The organism is Methylobacterium sp. D48H, from assembly GCF_053345715.1.
The window spans coordinates 464,431-489,349 of record NZ_JBKFAP010000001.1; the positions used below are offsets into that span (position 1 = coordinate 464,431).

Genomic DNA, 24,919 nt, shown 5'->3' on the forward strand with positions numbered 1-24,919 from the left:
GCCGGTGGGCGGCACCCTGCGCGGCCCGCTCAGGCCGCGTCGCCCCTGGGGCGGCGCAGGTTGTCGTGAAGCGCCAGCATCTCGGCCATGCCGAGCGCCCGCGAGCTCCAGCGGGTCTCCGCGGCGTTGACCTGCGTGAACCGGTCGTGGGACCGCCCGCCATAGGCGCCGAACACGGCTCTGCCCGCCTCGACGGCACCGTCGCCGGGCGCCGTCACGTCCGGCCGGTCGATCCGGTAGGACGGCGTCGGGGAACGGCCGGTCACGCCGATCCGCACCCAGGCGTCGCCGTGATGCTTCTGGCACATCCGCATGGTGCTCAGGACCTGGCGCAGGTAGGCCTCGCCGTCGGCGAGATCCGGCAGGACGTCGGCGATCGTCGCGTCCGGGGGATGATGCTTCGTCCGGGCCATGTCCCACCTCGCTCCGGCCTGTCCTACCGTGTCGGCCGGCCGAGGGCGAGCCGGGCCCCGGTATTCCTCACGTCGGCCGCCGCTTCAGCAGCGCGTCGAGCCCGCCGACGCGGAACCAGTGGTAGCCGTATCCCTCCAGGAACAGGCAGTGGCGCCCGTCGTCCTTCACTTCGCTGCGGGCGCCGGTGAGCAGGTCGACGAGGATGTCGTGCTCGCGATCCTCGGATCCCGACGCCATCGCGACCTCCACGGGCTCCGGCGCCAGGTTGTGGACGCACAGGATGGCATTGCCGCGCCACGCGTAGCGCAGCGCCAGGACCGACGGGCGCCCGGTCTCCATCGCGACGACGTCGCCCCAGCCGATCTCCGGCGCCTCCTTGCGCTGCCGGATCATGCTCTGCATCCAGTTGAGCAGCGAGCCCTCCTCGTGGCGCTGGTCGGCGACGTTCACGTGCGCGTAGCCGTAGGGGCCGTGGTCGATCAGCGGCAGGACGGTGCGCTCGGCCGTCGAGAACCCGCCCTGGTGCTCGCTCGTCCACTGCATCGGCGTGCGGGCGCAGTCGCGCTCCGGCAGAGCCAGCTCGTCGCCCATGCCGATCTCGTCGCCGTAGCGCAGCACCGGCGTTCCCGGGAGGGTGAACATCAGCGAGTAGGCGAGGCGGATCCGGCGGGGATCGCCCGCCAGCATCGGCGCGAAGCGGCGGCGGATGCCGCGGTCGTAGAGCTGCATCCCCTTCTCGGGTCCGAAGGCGTCGAACACGCTCTGGCGCTGCTTGTCGGTGAGGCGTCCCAGATCGAGCTCGTCGTGGTTCCGCAGGAAGATGCCCCACTGGCAGGAGAGCGGGCGCGGCTTCGTCCGCTCGATCGCCTTGACGAGGGGCCGCGCATCGTGGGCCGCCAGGGCGTAGAAGGTCGCCTGATTGACCTGGAAGTTGAACATCATGTGCATGCGGTCGGCATCGTCGCCGAAATAGTCGAGGTCCTGCTTCGGCAGGATGTTGGCCTCGGCCAGGATGATCGCGTCGCCCTGGCGCCACTGCAGGAACTCGCGCAGGTCGCGCAGCATCTCGAACTGCTCGCGGGGCTTGCCGCCGACATCGGCGCCCTTCTCGGCGATGACGAACGGCACCGCGTCCATGCGGAAGCCGGAGACGCCGAGCTGGATCCAGAAGCCCATGATCTTCAGGATCTCGGCCAGCACCTCCGGATTGGCGGTGTTGAGATCCGGCTGGAAGTTGAAGAAGCGGTGGAAGTACCAGGCCTTGGCCTTGGTGTCGTAGGTCCAGGTGGTCTCCTGAACGCCCGGGAAGACCATGCCCTCGTCGGCGGTTGCGGGGCGCTCCTTCGACCAGACGTACCAGTCGCGGTAGGGCGATCTGGGGTCGGACCGGGCCGACTGGAACCACGGGTGCTGGTCCGAGGTGTGGTTGACGACGAGGTCGATGAGGACGCGCAGGCCCCGCTGCTTTGCGGCGTGCGTGAAGGCGACGAAGTCCCCGAGCGAGCCGTAATCCGGATCGACGCCGTAATAGTCGGCGATGTCGTAGCCGCCGTCCTTCTTGGGCGAGGGCTGGAACGGCATCAGCCAGACCGCGGTGGCGCCCAGGCCCTGGATGTAGTCCAGCCGGCGTTCAAGGCCGGCGAAGTCGCCGATGCCGTCGCCGTTGGCGTCCATGAACGTGCCGACGGACAGGCAGTAGATGATCGCGTTCTTGTACCACAGGTCGTTGATCATGGGCCCCCCGGCGTCGTCGCGCCTCACGAACGTGGGAGTCGGCCAAAGCGTTGCCGTGCGGCGTCTCCTTAAATCAGCCGCGTTGTGCACGCCCTGTTCAGGCGCGCTCCCGAAAGGTCCGCGCTCGCCCCGTCGCGTCCCCCGAACCCGGCCCGTATGAACGCCATCCTGATCAAGCTGTTCGCGACCGCCCTGACGCTCAGCCAGGTCACGACACGGCCGGACGCGGTCCGGACGCAGTTCGATCCCGCGACCGACGGCCCGGAGGTGGTGCGCCTTCTGCGCGACGGCTGCGCCCACATGCGCAAGGCCTTCGACATCGAGGACATCAATCTCGACGAGTTGATCACCACCGCGATGGAGGATCCGTCCACGGTCGCCGGTCCGGCCGCGCCGAAGATCCTGCACGGTCTCGACCTGACCGAGCTGAACACGAGCTACAAGCAGTTCTGCAAGGGCGAGAACCCGGCGAACTCGCCCTTCGACGCGAAGGCGGTGATCGAGTTCTACGACAACGCCACCAAGGATCTGCCCAGCGCCGAGGCCCTGCGCGACAAGGCCCTGCCGGGGATGACCCGGATCCTCGACGGCGCCGGCAAGCCCTTCGCCGAGGCGTCGGAGCCGAACGGCCGCCGCATCGTGGTGCCGATCACGGCGGTCCCGAACCTCGTCCAGAAGGCGTTCATCGCCGCCGAGGACAAGCGCTTCGAGACCCATCACGGGATCGACGAGCGCGGGGTGATCCGCGCCTTCATCGCCAACCTCGCCTCGCCGGGGCGGCCGGCGGGCGGCTCGACCATCACCCAGCAGGTGGTCAAGAACCTCTCGGTCGGCGACGACGTCACCTACGAGCGCAAGATCCGCGAGATGATCGTCGCGTCGCGGCTGGAGCGCATCCTGACGAAGCCGCAGATCCTGGGGCTCTACCTCAACGGCATCTATCTCGGCCGCGGCGCCTACGGCATCGAGATGGCCGCGCAGAGCTATTTCGGGAAGCCGGTGGGGCAGCTGACCCTGCCGGAAGCGGCGCTCCTCGCCGGCATGCCCAAGGGGCCGAACTTCTACAGCCCGGACAAGTACCCCGACCGCGCGCGGGAGCGGCGCGCCTACGTGCTCGCCCGCCTCAAGGAAGAGGGCACGATCACCGAGGCCGAGATGAGCGCGGCGATCAAGTCCGATCTCGGTCTGAAGCCGATCGAGACCGCGCGCCGCGATTCCGGCTTCTACGTCGTGGATTTCCTCAATCGCGAGGCCCGCACCTTCGCGGGCGTGGATTCGTTGACCTCCGGCTCGCTGACCGTCCGTTCGACGATCAACGCGGGGCTGCAGCGCGCCGTCGAGGACGCCCTTCAGGACGGCCTCGCCAATTACGAGCGCGCCACCGGCCGTCAGGCCTTCACGGGGCCGGAACTCAACCTCGCCGACAGCGTCCGGCGTATCCAGGCGGCGACGCCGGCACCGGAGGGCTCCGCCTCGGCCGCGCCCGCCGTCACCGGCGCGCGGCCGGAGGCCGCGAAATCCGACGCCAGACCGGAGGCCGGGCCGGCCGCGAAACCGCGCCGCGGCGAGAGGGTCGCGGCCGTGCCGCAGAAGAAGCCGGCGTGGCTGCTGGCGCTCGAGAGCGCCCGCCCGGTCCTCTACGACGTTCACTGGCCGATGGCGGTGGTGCTGGAGACCGGCCGCGGCGGCGTGAAGGTGGGCCTCGCCGACGGCCGCACCGCCTCCCTCGACCCCGGCATCGCCCGCGGCAAGCTGCAGCTCTACGACGTGATCCGCGTGAAGGTCAGCGCCGGCAAGGGCGGCCCGCGCGCGCAGCTCCGCGTCCGGCCGACCGTCCAGGGCGCGGCCCTGGTATTGGAGAACCAGACCGGCCGGATCCTCGCGATGGCCGGCGGCTTCTCCTACCCGCTGAGCCAGCTCAACCGGGTCACCCAGACGGTGCGCCAGCCCGGCTCGACGCTGAAGCCGTTGACTTACCTCGCCGCGCTCAACGCCGGCCTGCAGCCGAACACCCTGGTGATGGATTCCGCCGTGACCCTGCCGCCCATCGGCGGGGCCGGCGATTCCTGGTCGCCGAAGAACTACGAGGGCGGCGGCTCGGGACCGACGACCCTGCGGCGCGGCCTGGAATTCTCCAAGAACCTCGTCACCGCCCGGCTCCTCCAGGGCGGGATCGCCCCGAAGGCGCCGGCGAGCCTGAAGCGGGTCTGCGACATCGCCCTCGAGGCGCAGATCTACGCCGAGTGCGAGCCCTACTACCCCTTCGTCCTCGGCGCGCAGCCGGTGCGGATGCTCGACCTCGCGGGCTTCTACGCGGCGGTGGCCAACGAGGGGGCCCGCCCGGCGCCCTACGCGCTCGAATCGGTCGAGCGGGACGGCAAACCGCTCTACGCGCACGCCGCCAAGGAGCCGATGCGGATCGCCTCGGCGGACCGCGTGGCCTTCTACCAGCTGAAGACCATGCTGCAGGGCGTGACGCAGCACGGCACGGCCGCGGCGCTCGCGAAGGTCTCGGCCTACGTCGCGGGCAAGACCGGCACCTCGGAGAACGAGAACGACGCGTGGTTCGCCGGACTGACCAACGAGATCAGCGTGGTTGTCTGGGTCGGCTACGACAACGCCGACGGCACCCGCAAGACGCTCGGCCGTGGCCAGACCGGCGGCCACGTCTCGGTGCCGATCGCCTCGGCGATCTTGCAGGCGGCCTGGGCGAATGGCGTTGCCAAGACGCCGCTTCGGGGCCCCTCCCCCGAGGCGCGCCCGTTCATCGCCGACCTGCCGATCGACCCGCGCAGCGGCGTACGGGTCGCGGGCGGCGGTTTCCTCGAGCATTTCCGCACCAGCGGCGACGGGCGCATGGCGGACACCCAGTACCGCCTCGTGCCCCGCGAGACGCTCTACGCCATGCGGCCGGACGCGCAGGACGGCGACCTTGCCGGCGACGACGGCGCGAGCGTCGCGGGCGACTACTACGGCAACATGACCGGCGAGCGGCCGCGATCCGATTTCCTCGACCCGTTCGGCGAGCGTCCCGCGCCGCGCAGCCGCCGCGCGCAGGGCGACGTGGATCTCTACGGTCAGGATCCCTACAAGCCCTGGCCGGGCCAGACGAATCGCTCGCCCTTCGGCGGGGATGACGACGCGCGCCGCCCGCGCCGCCGCGATCCCGACTACCTGTTCGGCGAAGACCCCGGTTACTGACAGCCCTCCCCGACAGACGAGAATCCCGTTGCGCCAGCAGCTTCCCGCGGCCCTGGCGGCCGCCCTCACGGCCGCGCTCCCGGCCCTCCCGGCGCGCGCCCAGACGCCCGCCGCCAACACCGCCCCGGCGCCGGGGCCCGAGCGGATCAAGGAGGTGCCCTCGGTCACGGCCGTCGATCCGGCCGCGATCAAGCCCGGCCAGATCCTGTTCACCGACCATCGCGACAACCCGTCGGCGCCGGAGAACGGCCTGATCCCGTATCTCGACTGGCTGAAGGCGCGGCCGGCCGAGGCGGCGGCGCTCGCCCCGTATCCGGGCTACAAGGAGCCGGACTACACGGTCACGGTGAACGGCGTGACCAAGCCGCGGCACGAGACCCTGAAGGTCTACGTCGCCGAGGGGCGCTTCGTCGTCCCGCGGCCGCCCGAGGCGATCGACCTCCAGGCCTTCGCCAACCTCGCCTTCGTCCAGAAGATGGACCCGGCGATCAAGCACCGCACCCTGGCGGTCGCCGACGTGACGCCCAACAAGGACCCGGCCGCCGCCTTCGCCAAGCGTCCCGATCGTCCGTGGTGCGAGGGCGCCGGCGCCTGCATCGAGTCGCGCTACGACCTCGAGGGCAAGCTGCCACTCGGCGTGAAGCTCGCCAACAAGCTCGAGGAAGGCTCGACCAAGAAGATCGCCGAGTTCGTCTCGTTCCAGAGCGAGTTGCGGGTGCTCGGGCCGGACCAGGGCGACCGGCTCAAGGCGCTGACCAAGATCGACACCGCGGTGACCGGCGGCCTGGAGCAGACGATCTTCTGGGTCAACCAGATCCTGCGCTTCGGCAAGTTCCTGGCCGTGTTCCAGCCGATGCCGAACGACCCGACCAAGACGGTGGTCACGACCTACATGGCGCTGGCGATCAAGGGCGATGTCCTCGACCGCAAGGCCGAGTACGCCCGCGTGCCGGTACTCAAGAATCTGCTGCCCGCGCAGGTGCTGATGGGTAATTCCAGCTTCAACACCGGCAACTCGATCAGCGCCGGCCTGCCGGTCTACGCCCGCAACCGGATTGCCACCTTCGCGGACGCGCTCACCAAGCGGTGACGCGCCGCGCGCGCCTCACATCCCGCGGTTGCCGATCGTCGGCAGCGTCGGCTGGGTGTAGGCGCGGTTCACGTCGCGGCGGGTCTGGGTGCCGTTGGTGTTACCCGAGGCCCGGTAGTTGTCGAGGTTGAAGGTCTCGGCGAGGCCGCTGCGGGAATCCGGGCCGTCGCTGGTGCTGCAGGCGCAGAGGCCGCCGAGCGTCAGCGCGGAGAGGGCGAGAAGGGTCAAGCGCATCGCGTATCCTGAAAGCGGGCCGTGGCCGGCCCGCGACCGGCCACGGCCGGAGCGGCCCTCACGGGACGTCTCGCGGCATGGTCAGCGCGGAGGCGCCTCCGTCAAGGTCGCGCGCAAGATGTAAATCCGTTCTGCCGCCTCCGATGCGCGCCGGCCACGGAAAATCCACCACAGACCGGGATTGCGGCGGATAGGGCCGGCCAATCGTGTTGAGTTCGGCCCCCTCCCCCTGGCGAATCCCGGTCGTTTCGGGCGACAACCCTCCGCGATGAGCAACGTCTTGCCCTTCCGTCCGCGCCCGACCGTCACCCGCCTCGCTCGCTGCGAAGTTGTGACCGTGGCCGGTGATCTCCTCGCCCTGCTGGAGCAGCTCGAGGATGTGAGCGCCCGCGCCGCCGCGATGGGGCGTCCGGCGATCGAGGTCGAGCGCACCGTCCAGCATCTCCTGGATGCCGTGAGCGCCGTGGAGCGCGCCCTCGACTGCATCGGCGAGGGCGAGCAGTCGGCGCCGGGCTAGACCGCGTCCCTGCGCGCTCGGGCGCGCCGGGCTCCTGACCGCGGGGACGTCGAATCCCGCGCCGGTGGGTCGCCGCGGGGCGTTCCTAAGCAGACTCTTAATCATCCGGAACCCTCCAGTACGCCTTGCGGTTGAGGGTCGGATGCTCGTGTCGGGCGTCGCTTCCGGAGGGTGCTATGAGGCTTCGCACGAGCAGCTTGCTGGCCGTCATGGCGGCCGGCGGTCTCCTCGCCGGGTCGGCGCTGCGCGCCCAGGCCGCCGAGGTCGGTTTCCTCGAGATGCTGTTCGGCGCCCGGCCGGCCCCGCAGCAGGCCCAGCCGGCCCCTGCCCCGGCCCCCGCCTTCGACGGACGCGCCTTCGGCCGCCACGCGACCCCGCGGCTCGGGGCGGCGCGCCGCCGCTTCCAGACCCGCTACGCGGCGCTCCCGCTCAAGATCCGCGTCAAGGAGCGGGAGATCAGCGAGCGCCAGACCCCCATCGACATGAAGGGCGGCGCGACGGCGGCACTGCTCAAGGACGAGACGCTGCGGCCGGGCGACATCGTGGTGCTGAATTCCGGCGCCCGGGTGTTCACCGGGAATCCCGACAAGCGCCACGCGATCCGGGATTTCGAGCCGGTTCAGAACTCGCGCTTCGTGAGCCGGGGCACGCGGAAGGTCCTGGCCGGGCTGTTCACGCCGGTCGGCGCCGTGCCCGCGCAGGAGGCGCGGCGGATGATGGCCCGCGCCCGGCAGCCGATGCCCGAGGCGGCGACGCCGATCCCCGCGCAGAAGACCGCCATGCGGGTGATCAACCCGTGGCAGGGCGGGCAGTGACCGGCGCGGCGCCGCTCAGAAGAAGCGTTCCTTGATGACGATCGTGTCGCCCGGCCGGACCGCGTAGGTCATCGGCACGATCCCGGAGATCAGCGAGCCGCCGGCGTCGCGGGTCAGGACGGCGTAATCGCGCGCTGCCCTCGGGCCGAAACCGGCCGCGATCGCCACCGCCGTCTCCACGGTCATGCCGTTGACGAACGGGTACTGACCGGAGGTGGTGACTTCGCCGAGGATGTAGAACGGTCGGTAGGCGTCCACTTCCACGGTGACGTGCGGCTCGCGCACGTATCCGGAGGCCAGCTTGGCCTCGATCGCCTTCGCCGCCTGCGCGGTCGTCTGGCCGCCCACCTGCACGGTCCCGATCAGCGGCATGGCGATGCGCCCCGCGCCGTCAACCGCGTATATGTTGGACAGGTTGTCCTGGCCGAACACGATCACCCGCAGCTTGTCGCCCGCCGCCAGCGTGTACCGCGCGGCGATCGAGCCGGTGCCGGTGGCATCGAGCTGGTCGGTGCGGAAGCTCGGCCGCAGGCAGCCGCCGAGCGCCAGAGTCGAGCCGAGTGCGAGGAGCAGAGCGCGCCGGTTCATCACCATCGCCGTCATGGATGCAGTTGCGGGGTGATGTAGGCCGTTAAGGTTAATGAAACTTGATCACCGCCGGCCGGAGGCGGCGCCGTCACCGGCCCGCGCGGCCCTTAACTCTTGAGCAACCTTAACATCCACTAATGGCCGCGGGACGGCAGTAATGCCTGCCCGGCCTGTCTCCGCGTTCAGAGCGTCCGCATGTCCACGATCCGTCAACGCTCGACCTACGCCGTGCCCGGATCCCAGCCGCGCGCCGAGGAAGGCCTCGGCCTCGCGCAGCTGCCGCGGATCCTGCGGCGCTCGATCGGCTGGATCGTCGGGCCGACCCTGGTGGTCGCCCTGGGCGCGAGCGTCTTCGTCAACGTGGTCAGCCCCCGCTACACCGGCGAGGCGAAGGTGCTGCTCGAGAGCCGCGACCCGGCCTTCGCCCGCACCGCGCAGGAGCGCGGCGACCAGCTCGCGCCGATCGACGAGCAGGCGGTGGCGAGCCAGGTGCAGGTCGTGATGTCCCGCGATCTCGCCCGCGAGGCGATCCGCCGGCTCAAGCTCGTCGGCAACGCCGAGTTCGATCCCGGCGCGGGCAGCATCGGCGCCGTGCAGCGCGTGCTGATGATGCTCGGCATCGGTCCCAATCCCCTGGACCGCCCCGCCGAGGACCGGGTCCTCGACGCCTACTTCGACCACCTCCTGGTCTTCCCTGCCGGCAAGTCGCGCATCCTGACGATCGAGTTCCGCGCGAAGGACCCGAAGCTCGCGGCCGAGGCCGCCAACACCATCGCCAAGCTCTACATCGGCTCGCTGGAGGCCGATAAGGTCGACACCGCCCGCTACGCCTCCACCTGGCTCGGCGGCAACATCGACGGGCTGCGCAAGCGCGTCGCCGAGGCGGAGGCCAAGGTCGAGGCGTTCCGCGCCAAGAACGGCCTCGTAGGCAGCACCGGCCTGGCCGGGCGGCCGCTCAACGCCCAGCAGCTCGGCGAGCTGTCGAGCCAACTCTCCGCGGCGCGGAGCCTGAAGGCCGACCTCGACGGCAAGGTGAAGGCCATCAAGGACCTGATCAAGGACGGGCGCGCCTTCGAGATTCCCGACGTCGCGAACAACGAGGTCATCCGCCGGATCGTCGAGAACCGGATCTCCGTGCGCGCCCAGCTCGCCCTCGAGTCGCGGACCCTCCTGCCGGCTCACCCGCGGATCAAGGAGCTGCACGCCCAGCTCGAGGACCTCGACGCCCAGATCAAGGCCTCGGCCGAGCGCGTCGTGCGCACGATGGAGAACGACGCCAAGATCGCCGGCGCCCGGGTCGAGAGCCTTCAGGCCGCCGTCGACGGCCAGCAGGACGTCGTCGTCCGCGGCAACGCCAGCGAGATCCAGCTCCGCGCGCTGGAGCGCGAGGCCAAGGCGCAGCGCGAGCAGCTCGAATCCTATCTCGGCCGCTACCGCGAGGCGGCGGCGCGCGACGGCGAGGCCGCGACCCCCGCCGACGCCCGCATCGTGTCCCGCGCGGTGACGCCCGAGGTTCCGTCCTTCCCGAAGAAGCTGCCGATCGTCGCCTTCGCGACGCTGCTGACGCTGATGCTCTCGGTCGGCGGGGTCATCGCCAGCGCGCTGCTCGCCGAGTCCGGCCGCGCCGCCGGCGACCGCGACGGCGATCCGGCAGACGATCGGCGGCGCCGCGAGCCGGTGCTGGATCGGCCGTCCTTCACCTTCCCGGAGGCGACGCCGGCCTCCCGCTGGTCCGAGGCGTCGGGCGCGGCTGCCGCCGCGTCGGCGGCGCCCGCCGCGGCCACGGCGATCCGCTCCCCCGACACGTTCGATCTCGCGCCGCTCGTCGCGCGCATCGCGGCGGCGCCCCGCGCACCGGAGGCGCAGGCGGGTCGCCGCGTCCTGATCGTCGAGACCGAAGCCCGTCGCGGCGTCCCGACGCTGCCCGAGGCCCTGACCCGCGCCCTCGGTCGCGAGGGGAGCCTCGTCGCCGTCGACCTGAACCTGCCGAACGACGGCACGGCGCGGCTCGGCTTCGCCGACCTCATCGCCGGCGAGGCCGCGTTCCTCGACGTGATCCAGGCACGCCGGGACGGCGGCCAGCATCGGATCGAGGCGGGGCTGCTGGAGTCGACCGTCCTGTTCGACGAGCCCGATGCCCTGGCTCTTACCTTCGAGGCCATGGCCGAGGCCTACGACTGGGTGGTCTTCCGGCTCCACGCCGCGCCGGGAGCCGTCGACCTCCTCGAGCTCGTGGCCGGCTTCATGGACAGCGTCGTCATCGCGTCGAACGCCGATGCCGAGGATCCGGCGCTGGCCGACCTCTACGCCCTCGCCGAGGAGGCCGGCGCGGGGCAGATCCTGGTCGCGCAGGATCGCCCGGCCGCGTCCGATGTCGAGGAGGCGCGGGCGGAGCTGCGCCTCAACGCCGCCTAGGCCGCGCGCCGATCAGGACCGGCGCAAGGTGCGGAGCCGCTTGAGGGCGGCGTAGAGGCGCGGGTCGCGCTTGATCCGCCGTTTCGTCCGCGTCAGGCCCCGGCGCAGGGCGCCGTAGGCCCGGCCCCGCAGGGTGACCGGGATGATCGTCTCGACGAGGCTGATCGTCTCGTCGCAGATGCTGGCCTTGTAGCGCGCCTCGCCGACGCCGAGATCGAAGCCCTGCCGGCCGCGGGCGGTCTGGTCGCGCACGAGATGCTGCAGGAGAAGGTCGCCGGGACTGTAACGGGCGATCTCGGGGTCGCCGTCGAACGCCGTCATCATGCCGCTGAAGCGTCGGTCGCTGACGGCACCGCCGAAGGTGGCGAGAACGCGGCCGCTCTCGGCGAGACACAGGGCGTACAGCTCCACGGCGGGCTCTGCGCCGGTCGACGCGGCCGTCAGGAAGGACCGGATCGCGGGATCGGCGTAAGGGTCGGCCACGCCCATGCCGGCGAAGCGGGCCGATTTCTGCGCGAAGAACGCCGCCAGCAGGCACGCCGCCTCGTCGGCGGTCTCGGCGCGGCGGTAGACGATCGCGCCGTGCGCCTCCACGAGGCGCTTCTCCTTGGAGCGCAGCTTCTTGCGGGCGTCCGCGCTGAAAACCCGGCGCACGGTCGCCTCCGGATCCGGCCCGAGCATGAGGCCGTAGCCGTCGCTGGCCTCCGCCTCGCCGGGCGCGGCGAGCGGGTTCGCCGCCCCGTCCCACATCCGGGGCTGGTGCTTGAGCGCGAAGGCGTCGATACCCTCAGCGCGGCCGGCGCGGATCAGCGCCGCGACGATGCTGCCGGGCCCGACGGCCGCCGCGTCGCGGGTGGCGAAGAGCGGCATGTGATAGTTGGCGTGCGTGCCGCCGACCGTGCGCGCGAGGCGCAGCCCGTGCTCCCGGCTCAGGGTGAACGGGACGAGGATGCGCGGCCGTCCGTCGGCATCCCGCAGGACCGCGACGCGCGCGCGCTCGGCCTGTCCCGTCGCCCGCAGATAGGCGCTGATCCAGTCGAACCGCTGGTAGGGCGTGCCGAGGCTCGCCGGATCGGCATCCAGGCGCCGCCACAGCGCCTCCGCGGCGGCCAGATCGGGGATGATCTCCGCGACGAGCCCCCCGGCGCTGCGCGAATCGACCATGTCCGTTCCCGCTACGTGGACACCGACCGCCATGACCCGATCTCCCGGGGACCGCGCGCGATCCCGTGCCGCGCGCACCCTGACGGCAAGCGGCTGAACAGCCCGTCACTCCGATCGATGATGGCGCGATACCGGCGCCGGACGGTCCGTCAAAGAACAGTCGTGGCTAATGATAGCTTGCTTTCGCCGCGGCCGCGCATGCTTTCGGCTTTGTTTACCCGGGCGAGCCAAGGCTGTGCCGAGCTGGGCCGCGGGCCCGAACGGTTCAGGGCCATGCTGTCGTCGCGTGCCAAGCATCGGGTCTTCGCGTCCGGGTTCCGCGCGATCCAGGCGCTCGGGGCGGACCGCTGGCTCAGCCCCGCGGCGCGCGGCCTCGGCGTGATCCTCACTTTCCATCACGTCAGCCCCGACCCGGTCCCGGCCTTCGCGCCGAACCGCCTGCTCGGCATCACCCCCGAGTTCCTTGATCTCACCCTGCGCGAGCTCGATGCCCGCGGCTTCGAGATCATCGGTCTCGATTCGGTGCCGGAGCGGCTGGCCGAACCGGATTACGGGCCGCCCTTCGCGGTCCTGACCTTCGACGACGGCTACCGCGACAACGTCGAGCACGCCCGTCCCGTGCTGGCCCGCCACGGCGCGCCGTGGACCCTGTTCGTCACCAGCGGCTTCGCCGACCAGGCCGGGCGGCTCTGGTGGATCGAGCTGGAGCAGGCGATCGCGCGCCTGGACCGGGTGCGCATCGACGTCGGTGCGCGGAGTCTCGACCTTCCGGCGCGCAGCCCGCAGGAGAAGGCGCTGGCCTTCGAAGCCCTGTACCGCGACCTGCGGCGCGGGGACGAGGCGGACCTCCTCGACCGGATCGCGGCCCTCTGCCGGCAGGCCGGCTTCCCGCCCGGGCGCCTCGCCGCCGACCTGTGCCTGTCCTGGGCTGAGCTGCGCGCCCTCGCCGCCGACCCGGCCGTCACCGTCGGCGCCCACACGGTCAGCCATCCGATGCTCGCCAAGCACGCTCCCGCGATCGCGGCGCGCGAGATCGCCGAGGGGCGCGCGCGGATCGAGACGGAACTCGGGCGGCCGGTGCGGCACCTCTCCTACCCGGTCGGGGATCCGACCTCCGCCGGCCCGCGGGAATTCGCCCTGGCGCGGGAGATGGGCTTCGCGACGGCCGTGACCACGCGGCCCGGCCACCTCTTCGCCGAGCACGCCGCGCACCTCCAGGCCCTGCCCCGGGTGTCGGTGAACGGTTGCCACCAGACGCGCGCGGCGCTCGCCGGTCTGCTCTCCGGCGTCCCGTTCCTGGCGTGGAATCGCGGGCGACGGCTCAACGTCGCCTGAGGCGACGACGCGCCCGCGAGCGGCGTCAGCGGAACAGCGCGTCGAACAGGTTCTGCGGCTGCTGCTGCGGCGGCGGGGCCGGCGCCGGCCCCTCGTTCGACGGGAAGAACTTCCGCGAGGGCTTCTGGCGGGGCTGCACCGGCACGCCGCGCGGCGCCTCCACGTCCACCTGCCCGTTGGCATTGAGCTGCTGGGCGGTCTTGGTCGCATCCTTGCCGGGGCGCTTCGCCTTCTCGGGCTTGGCCGCCACGGCCGGGACGTCCTCCTGCTCCTTGGCCTCGGCGATCACGTCGCTGCCGCCCTTACAGTCGACCAGCCACACGTCGTAGATCGGGTGCTCGATCGCGTGCAGGCCGGGGCTCGACGCGAACATCCACCCGGTGAAGATCCGGCGGTACTTGTTGTCGAGGGTGACCTCGTCGACCTCGAGGAACGCCGTGGTCTTGGCGCTCTCGGTTGGCGGGCGCGTGTAGCAGACCCGCGGGGTGAGTTGCAGGGCGCCGAACTGCACGGTCTCGTCGACCGCAACCTCGAAATTGACGATCCGGCCGGTGATCTTGTCGAGGCCGGAGAACACCGCGGTCGGGTTCTTGATCTTGTCGGCGGCGGCGGGGCCGGCGCAGACGAGGAGCGCGAGGCCGGGGGCGAGCGCGCGGCGTGCGAGGGCGGTGATGCGGCTCAAGACTCGGACCCCTGGACGAGGGTGACCGGCCGCGCCAACGGGTGCGCGGCGGGCGATCGGGATTGACCCGTCATGAACACCGGAACGGTGGCGGCAAAAGGGCGCCGGCTCCGCGAAGCGTCGCGGCTCTACTCGCCCGGCGTCCAGGACACGTAGTCGCCCGTCGCGGCCGGCCGCTGGCCCCAGGAGAGCTGCGAGCCCGCCGGCCGGTACGCGTTCGCGGTGCCGGTCTGGTTCTCGATATGGGGCTTCTGCCACGCCTTCGGCTGATAGGTCTCCTCGCTCGGCGCGACGTCGACGTTGTGGCAGAGCCAGCCGCGCCAGCCGGGGGGCACCTTCGAGGCGTCGGCATAGCCGTTGTAGACGACCCAGCGGCGCTCCGAGCCCACCGAGCGGTCGATCAGCGCGCCCTCCGCCTTGTAGTACTTGTTCCCGAACTCGTCCTCGCCGACGAAGATGCCGGTGCGCGCGGTCTGGAGCGCGACGGAGACGGTCTGGCCGTTCCACCACGTGAAGATGCGCAGCAAAGTGTCCTTCAGCGCCATCGCCGGTCCCGGAATCGTGGCGCGCCGCGAGGGCGCTCGTGGGCGCCGTTATGGTGACCGCGCGCGTTTGAGTCCAGCCGCATGACGGAAGTGTCGCCCCGGGGCAACGCTCGGCCCGCGCTTTCGGCCTCCGGTTCCGGCCATCCGCTGGTTCCGCTCCCTAGGGTTGTGAATCTAAAATTTTCCCGATCCGATTCCCGAAAGCCGGAAGGACACTTATCCCGGCCCGGGACGATATCCACAGGCTTTTGGGAGCCGGCACAACATCTAGCGGGGAACAAGGCCGTCGAACACCACTTGTTGACGTGAGAGTGAAGGCGGCGGTAATCTCCCTGCATCGGTCGCGCCCCGCGGAAGTGGTGCGTTGGGCAGGGGCGGCCGTTCCTAATTTTCGTTCGCGGGACCGAGGCACGTCTCTCAGCCGGGCTTGGTCGGCCGCGAATCCCACTATCGGGCTAGACCCCGCGTCGCGCGGGGCCGGGACCGTCGTGTCCCGACGGGAGAGGTGTGTTTCATGCGGTTCGAGCGTCGCTACACCACGGCCGGACAATCGCCCTACGCCGGGATCCCCTTCCGCAAGGCCTTGAGCGAGATCCGCAACCCGGACGGCTCGGTCGTGTTCCGCCTCGACGGCATCGACGTGCCGGAGAGCTGGAGCCAGGTCGCGAGCGACGTTCTCGCGCAGAAATACTTCCGCAAGGCGGGCGTTCCGGCGCGGCTGCGCAAGGTCGAGGAAAACGCGGTCCCCTCGTTCCTCTGGCGCTCGGTGCCGGACGACGCGGCCCTGGCCGAGATCCCCGAGGACGAGCGCTTCGTCTCCGAAGCCTCCGCCACGCAGGTCTTCGACCGGCTCGCCGGCTGCTGGACCTACTGGGGCTGGAAGGGCGGCTACTTCTCGTCGGAGGAGGACGCCTCGGCCTTCATGGACGAGCTGCGCTTCATGCTGGCCCGCCAGATGGTGGCGCCGAACTCGCCGCAATGGTTCAACACCGGCCTGCACTGGGCCTATGGCATCGATGGCCCGAGCCAGGGCCACTACTATTGCGACCCGCAGACCGGCGTGCTGACCAAGTCGGCCTCGGCCTACGAGCACCCGCAGCCGCACGCCTGCTTCATCCAGTCGGTCCAGGACGACCTCGTCAACGACGGCGGCATCATGGACCTGTGGGTGCGTGAGGCGCGCCTGTTCAAGTACGGCTCCGGCACCGGCTCGAACTTCTCGATGCTGCGCTCGGAGAACGAGAAGCTCGGCGGCGGCGGCAAGTCCTCGGGCCTGATGAGCTTCCTGAAGATCGGCGACCGCGCGGCCGGCGCGATCAAGTCGGGCGGCACCACGCGGCGCGCCGCCAAGATGGTGATCGTCGACATCGACCACCCGGATATCGAGGCCTTCATCGACTGGAAGGTGAAGGAGGAGCAGAAGGTCGCCGCCCTGGTGACGGGCTCGAAGGTCGTCTCCAAGCACCTGACCCTGGTGATGAAGGCCTGCACGCAGTGCGAGGCCGAGGGCGATGCCTGCTTCGATCCGGAGCGCAACCCGGCGCTCAAGCGCGAGATCAAGGCCGCCCGCCGCGCTTCCGTGCCGGATTCCTACATCAAGCGCGTCGTGCAGTTCGCCCGCCAGGGCTTCACCAAGATCGAGTTCCCCGTCTACGACACCGACTGGGATTCGGAGGCCTACCTCACGGTCGCCGGCCAGAACTCCAACAACTCGGTCTCGCTGACCGACGACTTCCTGCGCGCCGTCGAGGCGGATGCCGACTGGCAGCTGACCGCCCGCACCACCGGCAAGGTCACCAAGACCCTGAAGGCCCGCGACCTGTGGGAGCGGATCGGCGAGGCCGCCTGGGCCTCCGCGGACCCGGGCCTGCACTTCAACACCACGATGAACGACTGGCACACCTGCCCGGCGGGCGGGCGGATCCGGGCCTCGAACCCGTGCTCCGAGTACATGTTCCTCGACGACACCGCCTGCAATCTCGCCTCGGCGAACCTGCTGACGATGTATGACCGGGATACCAAGCGCTTCGACGTGGAGGCCTTCGAGCACCTCAACCGCCTCTGGACGGTGGTGCTCGAGATCTCGGTGATGATGGCGCAGTTCCCGTCCAAGGAGATCGCGGAACTCTCCTACCGCTACCGGACGCTGGGTCTCGGCTACGCCAATATCGGCGGCCTGCTGATGACCATGGGCCTTCCTTACGATTCCGACGCGGGCCGGGCGCTCGCCGGTGCCCTCACCGCCATCATGACCGGCGTCGCCTACGCCACCTCGGCCGAGATGGCCGCGGAACTCGGCACCTTCCCGGCCTACGACGAGAATGCCGACGCGATGCTGCGGGTCATCCGCAACCATCGCCGGGCCGCCCACGGCGAGGCCGGTGGCTACGAGTTCCTGAACGTCGCGCCGGTCGCCCTCGACCACGCAAACATCCCGCAGGCGGATCTGGGCGACCATGCCCGCGCCGCCTGGGACCGGGCGCTGAAGCTCGGCGAGGAGCACGGCTACCGCAACGCCCAGGCCACCGTGATCGCGCCAACCGGCACGATCGGCCTCGTGATGGATTGCGACACGACCGGCATCGAGCCCGACTTCGCCCTGGTGAAGTTCAAGAAGCTCGCCGGCGGCGGCTACTTCAAGATCATCAACCAGGCCGCTCCGGACGCCCTGCGGGCTCTGGGCTACCGCGAATCCGAGATCGCCGAGATCGAGGCCTACGCGGTCGGCCACGGCTCGATGGGCCAGGCGCCGGGCATCAACCCGACGACGCTCCGCGCCAAGGGCTTCACCGACGAGAAGATCGCGGCGGTGGAGAAAGGCCTGAAGTCGGCCTTCGACATAAAGTTCGTGTTCAACCGCTGGACGCTCGGCGACGACTTCCTCACCCAGGCCCTGAAGGTGCCCGCGGAGAAGCTGTCGGACCCGACCTTCGAGCTGCTGCCGTTCCTCGGCTTCACCAAGAAGGAGATCGAGGCCGCCAACACCCACATCTGCGGGGCGATGACCCTGGAGGGCGCGCCGGGCCTGAAGCTCGAGCATTACCCGGTCTTCGACTGCGCCAACCCGTGCGGCCGGATCGGCAAGCGCTACCTCTCGGTCGAGAGCCACATCCGCATGATGGCGGCGGCGCAGCCCTTCATCTCGGGGGCGATCTCCAAGACCATCAACATGCCGAACGACGCCACGGTCGAGGATTGCAAGGCGGCCTACCTGCTGTCCTGGCGCCTCGCCCTCAAGGCGAACGCTCTCTATCGCGACGGCTCGAAGCTGTCGCAGCCGCTCAACTCGGCGCTCATCTCGGATGACGACGACGAGGCCGATGAGGGGATCGACGCCCTGATCCAGGCGCCGGCCGCCGCCAAGGCCGCCGCCGCCGCGGAGAAGATCGTCGAGCGCGTGATCGAGCGCGTCGAGCGGATCCGCTCCCGCGAGAAGCTGCCGGCCCGTCGGAAGGGCTACACCCAGAAGGCGGTGGTGGGCGGCCACAAGGTCTACCTGCGCACCGGCGAGTACGACGACGGCCGCCTCGGCGAGATCTTCATCGACATGCACAAGGAAGGCGCGACCTTCCGGAGCCTGATGAACAACTTCGCCATCGCGATCTCGCTGGGCCTCCAGTACGGCGTGCCGCTCGAGGAATACGTGGAGGCCTTCACCTTCACGCGGTTCGAGCCGGCGGGCTTCGTCCAGGGTAACGACGCGATCAAGAACGCGACCTCGCTCCTCGACTACGTGTTCCGCGAGCTGGCGGTCTCGTATCTCGGCCGCGCCGACCTCGCCCATGTCAGCCCCGCCGAGATCGGCGGCACGGTGATCGGCGGCGGCGAGAGCGGCGACACGACCCGCGAGGGCCCGAAGCCCGCGCCGGCTTCCTCGGTCGTGTCCCGCGGCCTGCTGCGCGGCTCGGCCGACCGGCTCACCCTGATCCAGGGTGGCCCGGCCGGTGCCAGCCTCGGGGTCGGTGCGGCGAGCGCCGGCCAGTCGGCCCCGGCCGGCGGCACGGTCCACGCGCTCCGCGGCAGCACGGCGCTGAAGGCGGAGCCTGCGGTGGCCGGTCAGGCCGAGACGATCGCCGACACCCTCCCCTTCGCCAAGGCGGAGAGGAGCGTCGCCGACCGGCGGGCCGAGGCGAAGATGAAGGGCTACGTCGGCGAGGCCTGCCCGGAATGCGCGAACTTCACGCTGGTCCGCAACGGCACCTGCCTGAAGTGCGATACCTGCGGTTCGACGACAGGGTGCTCCTGATACGCCGACGGCTCGTACGATAAAGAAGGCCTAAGTGGCTTGCCGCTCTGAGTTAAACTGGCTGAGATTTCAGCGAGATATATCTCAGAGTGGCATTCGACCGGGTGCGTCCGAGAGGGGCGCCGATCAGCGGACGATATCCACGCTCGCTGTACCGGTCGGCGATCCCCCGAACATGTCGAGCATGTTCGGGGGAAGCTGTGCTTAGACGGACCAATGGTCTCTGCGCTGCGCGTGCGACGAGATCGAGACCTGTTCGCGATGAGCCTGTAGCGCCTGCGTTGGCATGGATCAGGCCTTTGCCCTGACCGGAGGTTGGAAGGGCGCGCGCGGCGACCCGTTATCGCGGCTGCCAAGCGGCCAGAGGGCGCCTATGTATCGGGCGAGGCAACGCCAGCCATCGAACCGGGCTGGTCTCCACTGAAGTTAGCCGATCCGCGCGCCCGCCGAGACGACGTCGCCATGACCTCATCGACTTCGACCAGCGCGGTCGTGATCGGCGCCTCCGGCGGCATCGGCCGAGCCCTTGTCTCCGGACTGGCCGCGAGCGGAGCCTATGCTTCGATCTTCGCCCTCTCGCGCTCGCAGCCATCGTTCCCGCACGGCATCCGCAGCCACGCGATCGACCTCGCCGACGAGGCGTCGATCGCTGCGGCCGCGGTCGCGGTCGCGGAGGCCGGACCGGTCGGTCTGGTCATCGTCGCGACCGGCATCCTCCATCAGGACGGCGTCGCGCCCGAGAAGGCGCTGAAGGCGCTCGATCCCGGCGCGATGGCCGCCGTGTTCTCCATCAACGCGATCGGCCCCGCCCTCGTCGCCAAGCATTTCGTCCCGCTGCTGGCACGAGAGGGACGTTGCGTGTTCGCAGCGTTGTCGGCACGGGTCGGATCGATCGAGGATAATCGCTCGGGCGGATGGTACGCCTACCGTGCCTCGAAGGCGGCTCTGAACCAGATCCTGCGGACCCTATCGATCGAGGTGGCCCGCAGCCGCCCGGACGCGATCGTCGTCGGCCTCCATCCGGGCACGGTCGCTTCCAACCTGTCGCGGCCCTTCCGCCCAGATCCGGCTGCCCCCGGCGTCTTTCGACCCGACGAGAGCGCCGCTCATCTTCTGCGCGTGCTCGGCGAGCTCGACGTGGCGGACACCGGAAGCGTCTTCGCCTGGGACGGCGCGCGCGTCCCGGCCTAGGGCTCGGAACCGGTCAGCGCGAGGCGGCGGTCCCGCCAGGCAGATCGCGTTGCCCCGGACGGATCAATCCGCGTCGTCCTGGACGTAGGACGCCAGGCCGTTGCCGAAGGACCACTCGTCGCGCGCGTTCGGCGACAGGACGATGAGCACGTCTTCCGGACGAAGACCGGGATCGGCGACGAGGTTGTCGGTGATCGCTCTGTAGAGAGCCTTCTTCTTCGCCGTGTCCCGCCAATTGCCCGCGACGATGTTGATGATCACCAGGTCGTCGGTGCGGTGAAGCCCGAGATAGTCGGAATCGTAGATCAGCTCGTCCGGCGCGTGCTGATGGATCAGGTGAAAGCGGTCGTCTGCGGGCACGCCGTAGGCGTCGCGCAGGCCGCGATGAATGCCGTCCGAGATGGCTCTGATATGGGCCGGTGACTTGCCCTTGAGGAGCGAGATGCGAACGAGGGGCATGGCTTGCAGTCTCCTGAGACGTCGAGCGGCTGGCCGCCTTGACGCTCCCCGTTTACGCCCCCAGGATCGTCCGGAAAATTTGAAACACCTGAATAAAGACTTTCCAGAAATCGAACCATGGCGACCCGCACCAACCTCGACATGGACGTGCTCCGCACCTTCGTGACCGGGTTCGAGCTCGGCAGTTTCGCCCGCGCGGCCGAGCGACTGGGGCGGTCGCAATCGGCTGTCAGCACGCAGCTCCGGAAGCTGGAGGAACAGGTTGGTCAGCCGCTCGTGCAGAAGGCGGGACGCGGTCTCGCGCTGACCGCCGCCGGTGAGAGCATGCTCGGCTACGCGAAGCGGCTCTTGGAACTCAACGACGAGGCGGTCGACCGGCTGCGCGGACCCGAGCTCGAGGGCTGGGCGCGGCTGGGCCTCGCGCAGGATTTCGCCGAGGGCTGGCTGCCGGCGGTGCTCAAGCGGTTCTCGCGGGCCTATCCGCGTGTGCGTATCGAGGTTCAGGTCGGGCTCGGCGCGCAGCTCGTCGAGAAGACCCTGAAGGGCGAGCTCGACGTCGCGCTGGTCTGGGGGGACGGCAGCGGTGCCCCTCACGCGCACCGGGTCGCCGAAGTGCCGATCCACTGGATCGGACCCCCGAACTGGCCGGGTCTCGCGGACCCGGTCCGGGAACCCGTCCCGTTCGCGGCCTTCACGCCGCCGTGCACGTTCCGGTCCGCGGCCGTGTCTGCCTTGGACGGTCGCGGCTTGCCCTGGCGGCTCGTCTTCACCAGCCCCAGCCTCTCGGGACTCTGGGCCGCCGCCGAAGGTGGCCTGGGTGTCACCGCGCGCACCGCCGTCGGCCTGCCGAAAACGCTGAGCGTTCTCGATCCGGCCGCGACCGGCCTGCCGCCTCTTCCGAGCGCGTCACTGACACTCCACCAGGCCGAAGCCGAATTGGCGCCGGCCGTCGCGCGGCTCACCGATATTCTTCTCGAGACCATAAGGGAGCACGTCGCGTAAGGGCGCGATGGCCAGTGACGGGCTCTCGGCGCGCCGCAGACACCCCGGCCATCGAACATCAGTCCTCTCGGTCTCTGCCCGCGCGCGAACGGTGACCGATCGCCCTGGCCAGGACTTCTCGAGGAGAGACCGCGAGAGGCACCCGACCGCTGTTCGGACCTTGCCCTGTCCGCGTCGCGAGGCTCGATCACGGGGCGGCGGAGCCGAGGGTGACGTGGCTCGCGCCAGCGGAGATGAGGCCGCATCATTCGTTTTTGTCGAACATAGAGTAGCGAACTTTCAAATTATCCGAACTCTCAAGGTCACGTAACCCTTCGTCCGTTGGCCGCTGCGGCGGTCGCGAAGCCACGGACCGACGACCATGCCCTTCATCAATGTCAAAGTCGCGGGCACGCCCCTCGCACCCGAGCAGATCACGGCGATCCAGGCGGGCATCACCCGGCTGATGGCCACCGTCCTGCACAAGGTCGCGCCTCAGGTCGGCGTACTGGTCGAGGCGGTGCCTGCCGCGGGATGGAGCGTCGGTGCCGAGCCGATCGCCCGCGCCGCGCACGTGGATGCCATCATCAGCGCGGACACGAACACGCCCGATGAGAAATCGCGCTTCATCGCTGAAGTAAACCAGCTCCTGAAGACCGTCCTCGGGGCCGGACTGGTGGAGGTGTCCTACATCGTCATCCACGAGGTGCCGAAGGACAGCTGGGGTTACGACGGCCTGACCCAGGCGGAGCGCGGGCGCCGCCGCGCATAGCTCTCAGCGTTCCGCAAATGGGCGCGCCGGATCATGTGTCGGCCGACCGGCGCGGCTGGCCTGGCACGAACGCGCCCGGCGCTTAATCCGACTGCCGGCACCAACGACGTGAAATTGTGGTGCCTGCAGCTTTTACGACATGTGGAACGGACAATCTGTATTAATCGTCTGGGATCGCCCAAAATCTCAGCTTGACGGCTCGACCCGTCTCGGGAGATCTCCCTTCCAGAGTGCCACGGTGAATGGCACACCGCGCACGCGGAATCTTGGAGAGGAAACGATGGTCTTCGCAGGTCGCGCTGCAGCCGCGGTGCTGTTATTGACGATGGTGTCGGCCCCGGCGCGGGCCGCGGGCCCGATCAAGATCGGGCTGAGCGGGCCCTATACGGGCGGCTCGTCTTCGATGGGTGTCTCGATGCGGGACGGCGCCAAGCTCGCCGCCGCCGAGATCAACAAGGCCGGCGGCGTTCTCGGCCGGCCGATCCAGCTGATCGAGCGCGACGACGAGGCCAAGAACGAGGTCGGCGCGCAGGTCGCGCAGGAACTGATCAACAAGGAGAAAGTCGTCGCGAGCGTCGGCTTCATCAATACCGGCGTGGCTCTGGCCGCCCAGCGCTTCTACCAGGAGGCCGAGATCCCGGTCTTCAACAACGTCGCGACCGGGACGATCATCACCAACCAGTTCAAGGAGCCGGACTACGACGCCAACTATGTCTTCCGGAACTCCGCCTACGACGTGCTTCAGGCCGGCCTGATGGTCGACGAGGCCCTCGCCCAGGGTCACAAGAAGATCGCGGTCCTGGCGGACTCGACCAATTACGGGCAGCTCGGGCGCGAGGACATCGAGAAGTATCTCGCGACGAAGAACGTGAAGCCCGTCGCGGTCGAGAAGTTCAACATCAAGGACGTCGATATGACGGCCCAGCTGCTGAAGGCGCAGCAGGCCGGCGCCGAGGTGATCCTGGCCTACGGCATCGGGCCGGAACTGGCCCAGATCGCCAACGGCATGGCCAAGCTCGGCTGGAAAGTTCCGATGATCACGAGCTGGCCGTCCTCGATGCAGAGCTTCATCGACATCGCCGGCACGAACGGCAACGGCGTGATCATGCCCCAGACCTTCATCGAGGATCAGACCCTGCCGAAGCGCAAGGCGTTCCTTGAGAACTACTACAAGACCTACGGCGTCACGAAGATCCCGACCCCCGTGGCCGGCGCCCAGGGCTACGACTCGATCTACCTCCTCGCCGCGGCGATCAAGCAGGCCGGCGGCACCGACGGCGCGAAGATCCGCGCCGCCCTGGAGAACCTGAACGAGAAGGTCGAGGGCGTAGTCACGACCTACGACAAGCCCTTCACGGCGAAGGACCACAACGCCATCTCGCGCAACATGGTGGTGTTCGGGAAGGTGCAGGACGGCAAGATCGTCTACGCCAAGGACGAGGACGCCAAGAACGCCGGCGTGGTTCGCCTGAAGGAGAAGTCCTCGAACTGAGGATCCGGACGCTGCGCCCGCGACGGGCGCGGCGTCTCCCTAAGGGCCGGCGGCGTCACAGCCCGCCGGCGCTCAGCACAGCGGTCCCGCGGCGCCCGCCGCGCGACCGGACGTCACTCCGGCGACAGCGATCCCATGGAAATCCTGCTCCAGCTCATCGCGTCCGGCGTCGCGGTCGGCATGATCTACGCCGCCATCGCGTTCGGCTATCAGCTGACCTTCGCGACCTCGAAGACCCTCAATTTCGGCCAGGGCGAGGCGCTGGCCCTCGGGGCCCTGTTCGGCCTGACCCTGGTGCCGTTCGTCGGCTACTGGCTGATGATCCCGCTGGTCCTGGTCTTCGGCTTCGCCCTCGGAGCCGTGGTCGAGCGCCTCGGCGTGCGCCCGGCCGTGAAGATCAAGTCCGAGTACGGGTGGATCATGGCCACCATCGCGCTCGGCATCATCTTCAAGAACGTCGCCGAGAACGTCTGGGGACGTGACGACCTCAAATTCCCCTCCCCGCTGCCCGAGACGGCGCTCCAGGTCGGGGGCGTGCGCGTCCTGCCGATGGAACTGCTGATCGTCGCGGGCGCGCTGCTGATGATGCTGGCGGTGGAGATCTTCAATCGCAAGTCGATCTGGGGGAAGGCGGTCGTCGCCACCTCCAACGACATCGACGCCGCCGGGCTGATGGGCATCAACACCCAGAAGGTCATCACCCTCTCCTACTCGATCAGCGCCATGACGGCGGCCTTCGCGGGCGTGCTGGTGGCGCCCGTCACCCTGACCGGTGCGACGATGGGCTCCGTGCTGGCGCTCAAGGCCTTCGCGGTGGCGATCATCGGCGGCCTCGAATCCGGCCTCGGCGTCATCGTCGGCGGCCTGATCCTCGGCGTCGCGGAGACGCTGACCGGCTTCTACATCTCGACCGGCTACAAGGACGTGCCGGGCCTGATCCTGCTCCTCGTCGTCCTCTCCATCCGCCCGGTCGGCCTGTTCGGCAAGGCCGTCATCAAGAAGGTCTGAGCGTGACCTCCCGCGCAATTCTCACGGCAGCCTGAG

20 protein-coding genes are annotated in these 24,919 nt (G+C 69.7%); 12 read left to right on the forward strand and 8 right to left on the reverse strand.

Annotation, left to right across the window (positions count from 1 at the left end):
• Positions 1–29: 29 nt before the first annotated feature.
• Together ACLBX8_RS02400 and ACLBX8_RS02405 are read right to left on the reverse strand one after the other, a co-directional pair.
• Positions 30–413 (reverse strand): hypothetical protein, encoded by a 384-nt coding sequence (locus ACLBX8_RS02400; protein WP_447714558.1) that lies wholly within the window; start codon positions 411–413, stop codon positions 30–32.
• Positions 414–480: 67 nt separating this feature from the next.
• Complete coding sequence (locus tag ACLBX8_RS02405) at positions 481–2,148, reverse strand: alpha-amylase family protein (protein ID WP_447697793.1); 1,668 nt, start codon at positions 2,146–2,148, stop codon at positions 481–483.
• 156 nt (positions 2,149–2,304) lie between these two features.
• On the opposite strand from ACLBX8_RS02405, the gene ACLBX8_RS02410 reads away from it, so the two are divergent.
• Both ACLBX8_RS02410 and ACLBX8_RS02415 read left to right on the forward strand, forming a co-directional pair.
• Positions 2,305–5,349, forward strand: a complete 3,045-nt coding sequence (locus ACLBX8_RS02410; protein WP_447697794.1) for a penicillin-binding protein 1A — start codon at positions 2,305–2,307, stop codon at positions 5,347–5,349.
• Positions 5,350–5,377: 28 nt separating this feature from the next.
• On the forward strand, positions 5,378–6,439 hold the full coding sequence (locus ACLBX8_RS02415) for a hypothetical protein (protein WP_091678749.1): 1,062 nt from the start codon (positions 5,378–5,380) through the stop codon (positions 6,437–6,439).
• Between the two features lie 15 nt (positions 6,440–6,454).
• On the opposite strand, the gene ACLBX8_RS02420 is transcribed toward ACLBX8_RS02415, so the two are convergent.
• Positions 6,455–6,673, reverse strand: a complete 219-nt coding sequence (locus ACLBX8_RS02420) for a hypothetical protein (protein ID WP_020091673.1) — start codon at positions 6,671–6,673, stop codon at positions 6,455–6,457.
• 268 nt (positions 6,674–6,941) lie between these two features.
• Here ACLBX8_RS02420 and ACLBX8_RS02425 point away from each other — a divergent pair, with 268 nt between their 5' ends.
• Both ACLBX8_RS02425 and ACLBX8_RS02430 read left to right on the forward strand, forming a co-directional pair.
• On the forward strand, positions 6,942–7,190 hold the full coding sequence (locus ACLBX8_RS02425; protein WP_012317333.1) for a hypothetical protein: 249 nt from the start codon (positions 6,942–6,944) through the stop codon (positions 7,188–7,190).
• Between the two features lie 176 nt (positions 7,191–7,366).
• A complete protein-coding gene (locus ACLBX8_RS02430) occupies positions 7,367–8,005 on the forward strand; it encodes a hypothetical protein (protein ID WP_447680458.1) in 639 nt (212 codons plus the stop codon).
• Positions 8,006–8,020: 15 nt separating this feature from the next.
• On the opposite strand, the gene ACLBX8_RS02435 is transcribed toward ACLBX8_RS02430, so the two are convergent.
• Positions 8,021–8,599 (reverse strand): polysaccharide biosynthesis/export family protein, encoded by a 579-nt coding sequence (locus ACLBX8_RS02435; RefSeq protein ID WP_020091671.1) that lies wholly within the window; start codon positions 8,597–8,599, stop codon positions 8,021–8,023.
• Between the two features lie 189 nt (positions 8,600–8,788).
• Between ACLBX8_RS02435 and ACLBX8_RS02440 the strand changes: the two genes are divergently transcribed.
• Positions 8,789–11,008 (forward strand): GumC family protein, encoded by a 2,220-nt coding sequence (locus ACLBX8_RS02440; protein ID WP_447714559.1) that lies wholly within the window; start codon positions 8,789–8,791, stop codon positions 11,006–11,008.
• Positions 11,009–11,020: 12 nt separating this feature from the next.
• On the opposite strand, the gene ACLBX8_RS02445 is transcribed toward ACLBX8_RS02440, so the two are convergent.
• Entirely contained in the window at positions 11,021–12,172 is a 1,152-nt protein-coding gene (locus tag ACLBX8_RS02445) for a GNAT family N-acetyltransferase (protein ID WP_447714560.1), read from the reverse strand.
• A 273-nt stretch (positions 12,173–12,445) separates the two neighbouring features.
• On the opposite strand from ACLBX8_RS02445, the gene ACLBX8_RS02450 reads away from it, so the two are divergent.
• Entirely contained in the window at positions 12,446–13,507 is a 1,062-nt protein-coding gene (locus ACLBX8_RS02450; protein ID WP_447714561.1) for a polysaccharide deacetylase family protein, read from the forward strand.
• A gap of 25 nt (positions 13,508–13,532) precedes the next feature.
• Here the strand turns inward: ACLBX8_RS02450 and ACLBX8_RS02455 are convergent, their stop codons facing one another.
• Both ACLBX8_RS02455 and ACLBX8_RS02460 read right to left on the reverse strand, forming a co-directional pair.
• Entirely contained in the window at positions 13,533–14,189 is a 657-nt protein-coding gene (locus ACLBX8_RS02455; protein WP_056521486.1) for a DUF2155 domain-containing protein, read from the reverse strand.
• A 128-nt stretch (positions 14,190–14,317) separates the two neighbouring features.
• The gene (locus ACLBX8_RS02460) at positions 14,318–14,734 is read right to left on the reverse strand and encodes an NADH:ubiquinone oxidoreductase subunit NDUFA12 (RefSeq protein WP_020091666.1); all 417 of its coding nucleotides are present in this window, start codon (positions 14,732–14,734) and stop codon (positions 14,318–14,320) included.
• 514 nt (positions 14,735–15,248) lie between these two features.
• On the opposite strand from ACLBX8_RS02460, the gene ACLBX8_RS02465 reads away from it, so the two are divergent.
• On the forward strand, positions 15,249–18,980 hold the full coding sequence (locus ACLBX8_RS02465; RefSeq protein WP_447697799.1) for a vitamin B12-dependent ribonucleotide reductase: 3,732 nt from the start codon (positions 15,249–15,251) through the stop codon (positions 18,978–18,980).
• A 315-nt stretch (positions 18,981–19,295) separates the two neighbouring features.
• On the forward strand, positions 19,296–20,171 hold the full coding sequence (locus ACLBX8_RS02470; RefSeq protein ID WP_447697800.1) for an SDR family NAD(P)-dependent oxidoreductase: 876 nt from the start codon (positions 19,296–19,298) through the stop codon (positions 20,169–20,171).
• Between the two features lie 63 nt (positions 20,172–20,234).
• Here the strand turns inward: ACLBX8_RS02470 and ACLBX8_RS02475 are convergent, their stop codons facing one another.
• Positions 20,235–20,630: a tautomerase family protein gene (locus ACLBX8_RS02475; protein WP_447696607.1), complete on the reverse strand. Its 396-nt coding sequence runs from the start codon at positions 20,628–20,630 to the stop codon at positions 20,235–20,237.
• 117 nt (positions 20,631–20,747) lie between these two features.
• Between ACLBX8_RS02475 and ACLBX8_RS02480 the strand changes: the two genes are divergently transcribed.
• From ACLBX8_RS02480 to ACLBX8_RS02495, 4 genes are all read left to right on the forward strand, one after another.
• Entirely contained in the window at positions 20,748–21,632 is an 885-nt protein-coding gene (locus ACLBX8_RS02480; protein WP_447714562.1) for a LysR substrate-binding domain-containing protein, read from the forward strand.
• 361 nt (positions 21,633–21,993) lie between these two features.
• Positions 21,994–22,383 carry a tautomerase family protein gene (locus ACLBX8_RS02485; RefSeq protein ID WP_447697802.1) on the forward strand — a complete coding sequence of 130 codons (390 nt, stop codon included), beginning with the start codon at positions 21,994–21,996 and terminating at the stop codon, positions 22,381–22,383.
• A gap of 280 nt (positions 22,384–22,663) precedes the next feature.
• The gene (locus ACLBX8_RS02490) at positions 22,664–23,875 is read left to right on the forward strand and encodes an ABC transporter substrate-binding protein (RefSeq protein WP_447697803.1); all 1,212 of its coding nucleotides are present in this window, start codon (positions 22,664–22,666) and stop codon (positions 23,873–23,875) included.
• 135 nt (positions 23,876–24,010) lie between these two features.
• A complete protein-coding gene (locus tag ACLBX8_RS02495; protein ID WP_020091659.1) occupies positions 24,011–24,883 on the forward strand; it encodes a branched-chain amino acid ABC transporter permease in 873 nt (290 codons plus the stop codon).
• Positions 24,884–24,919 lie beyond the last annotated feature (36 nt).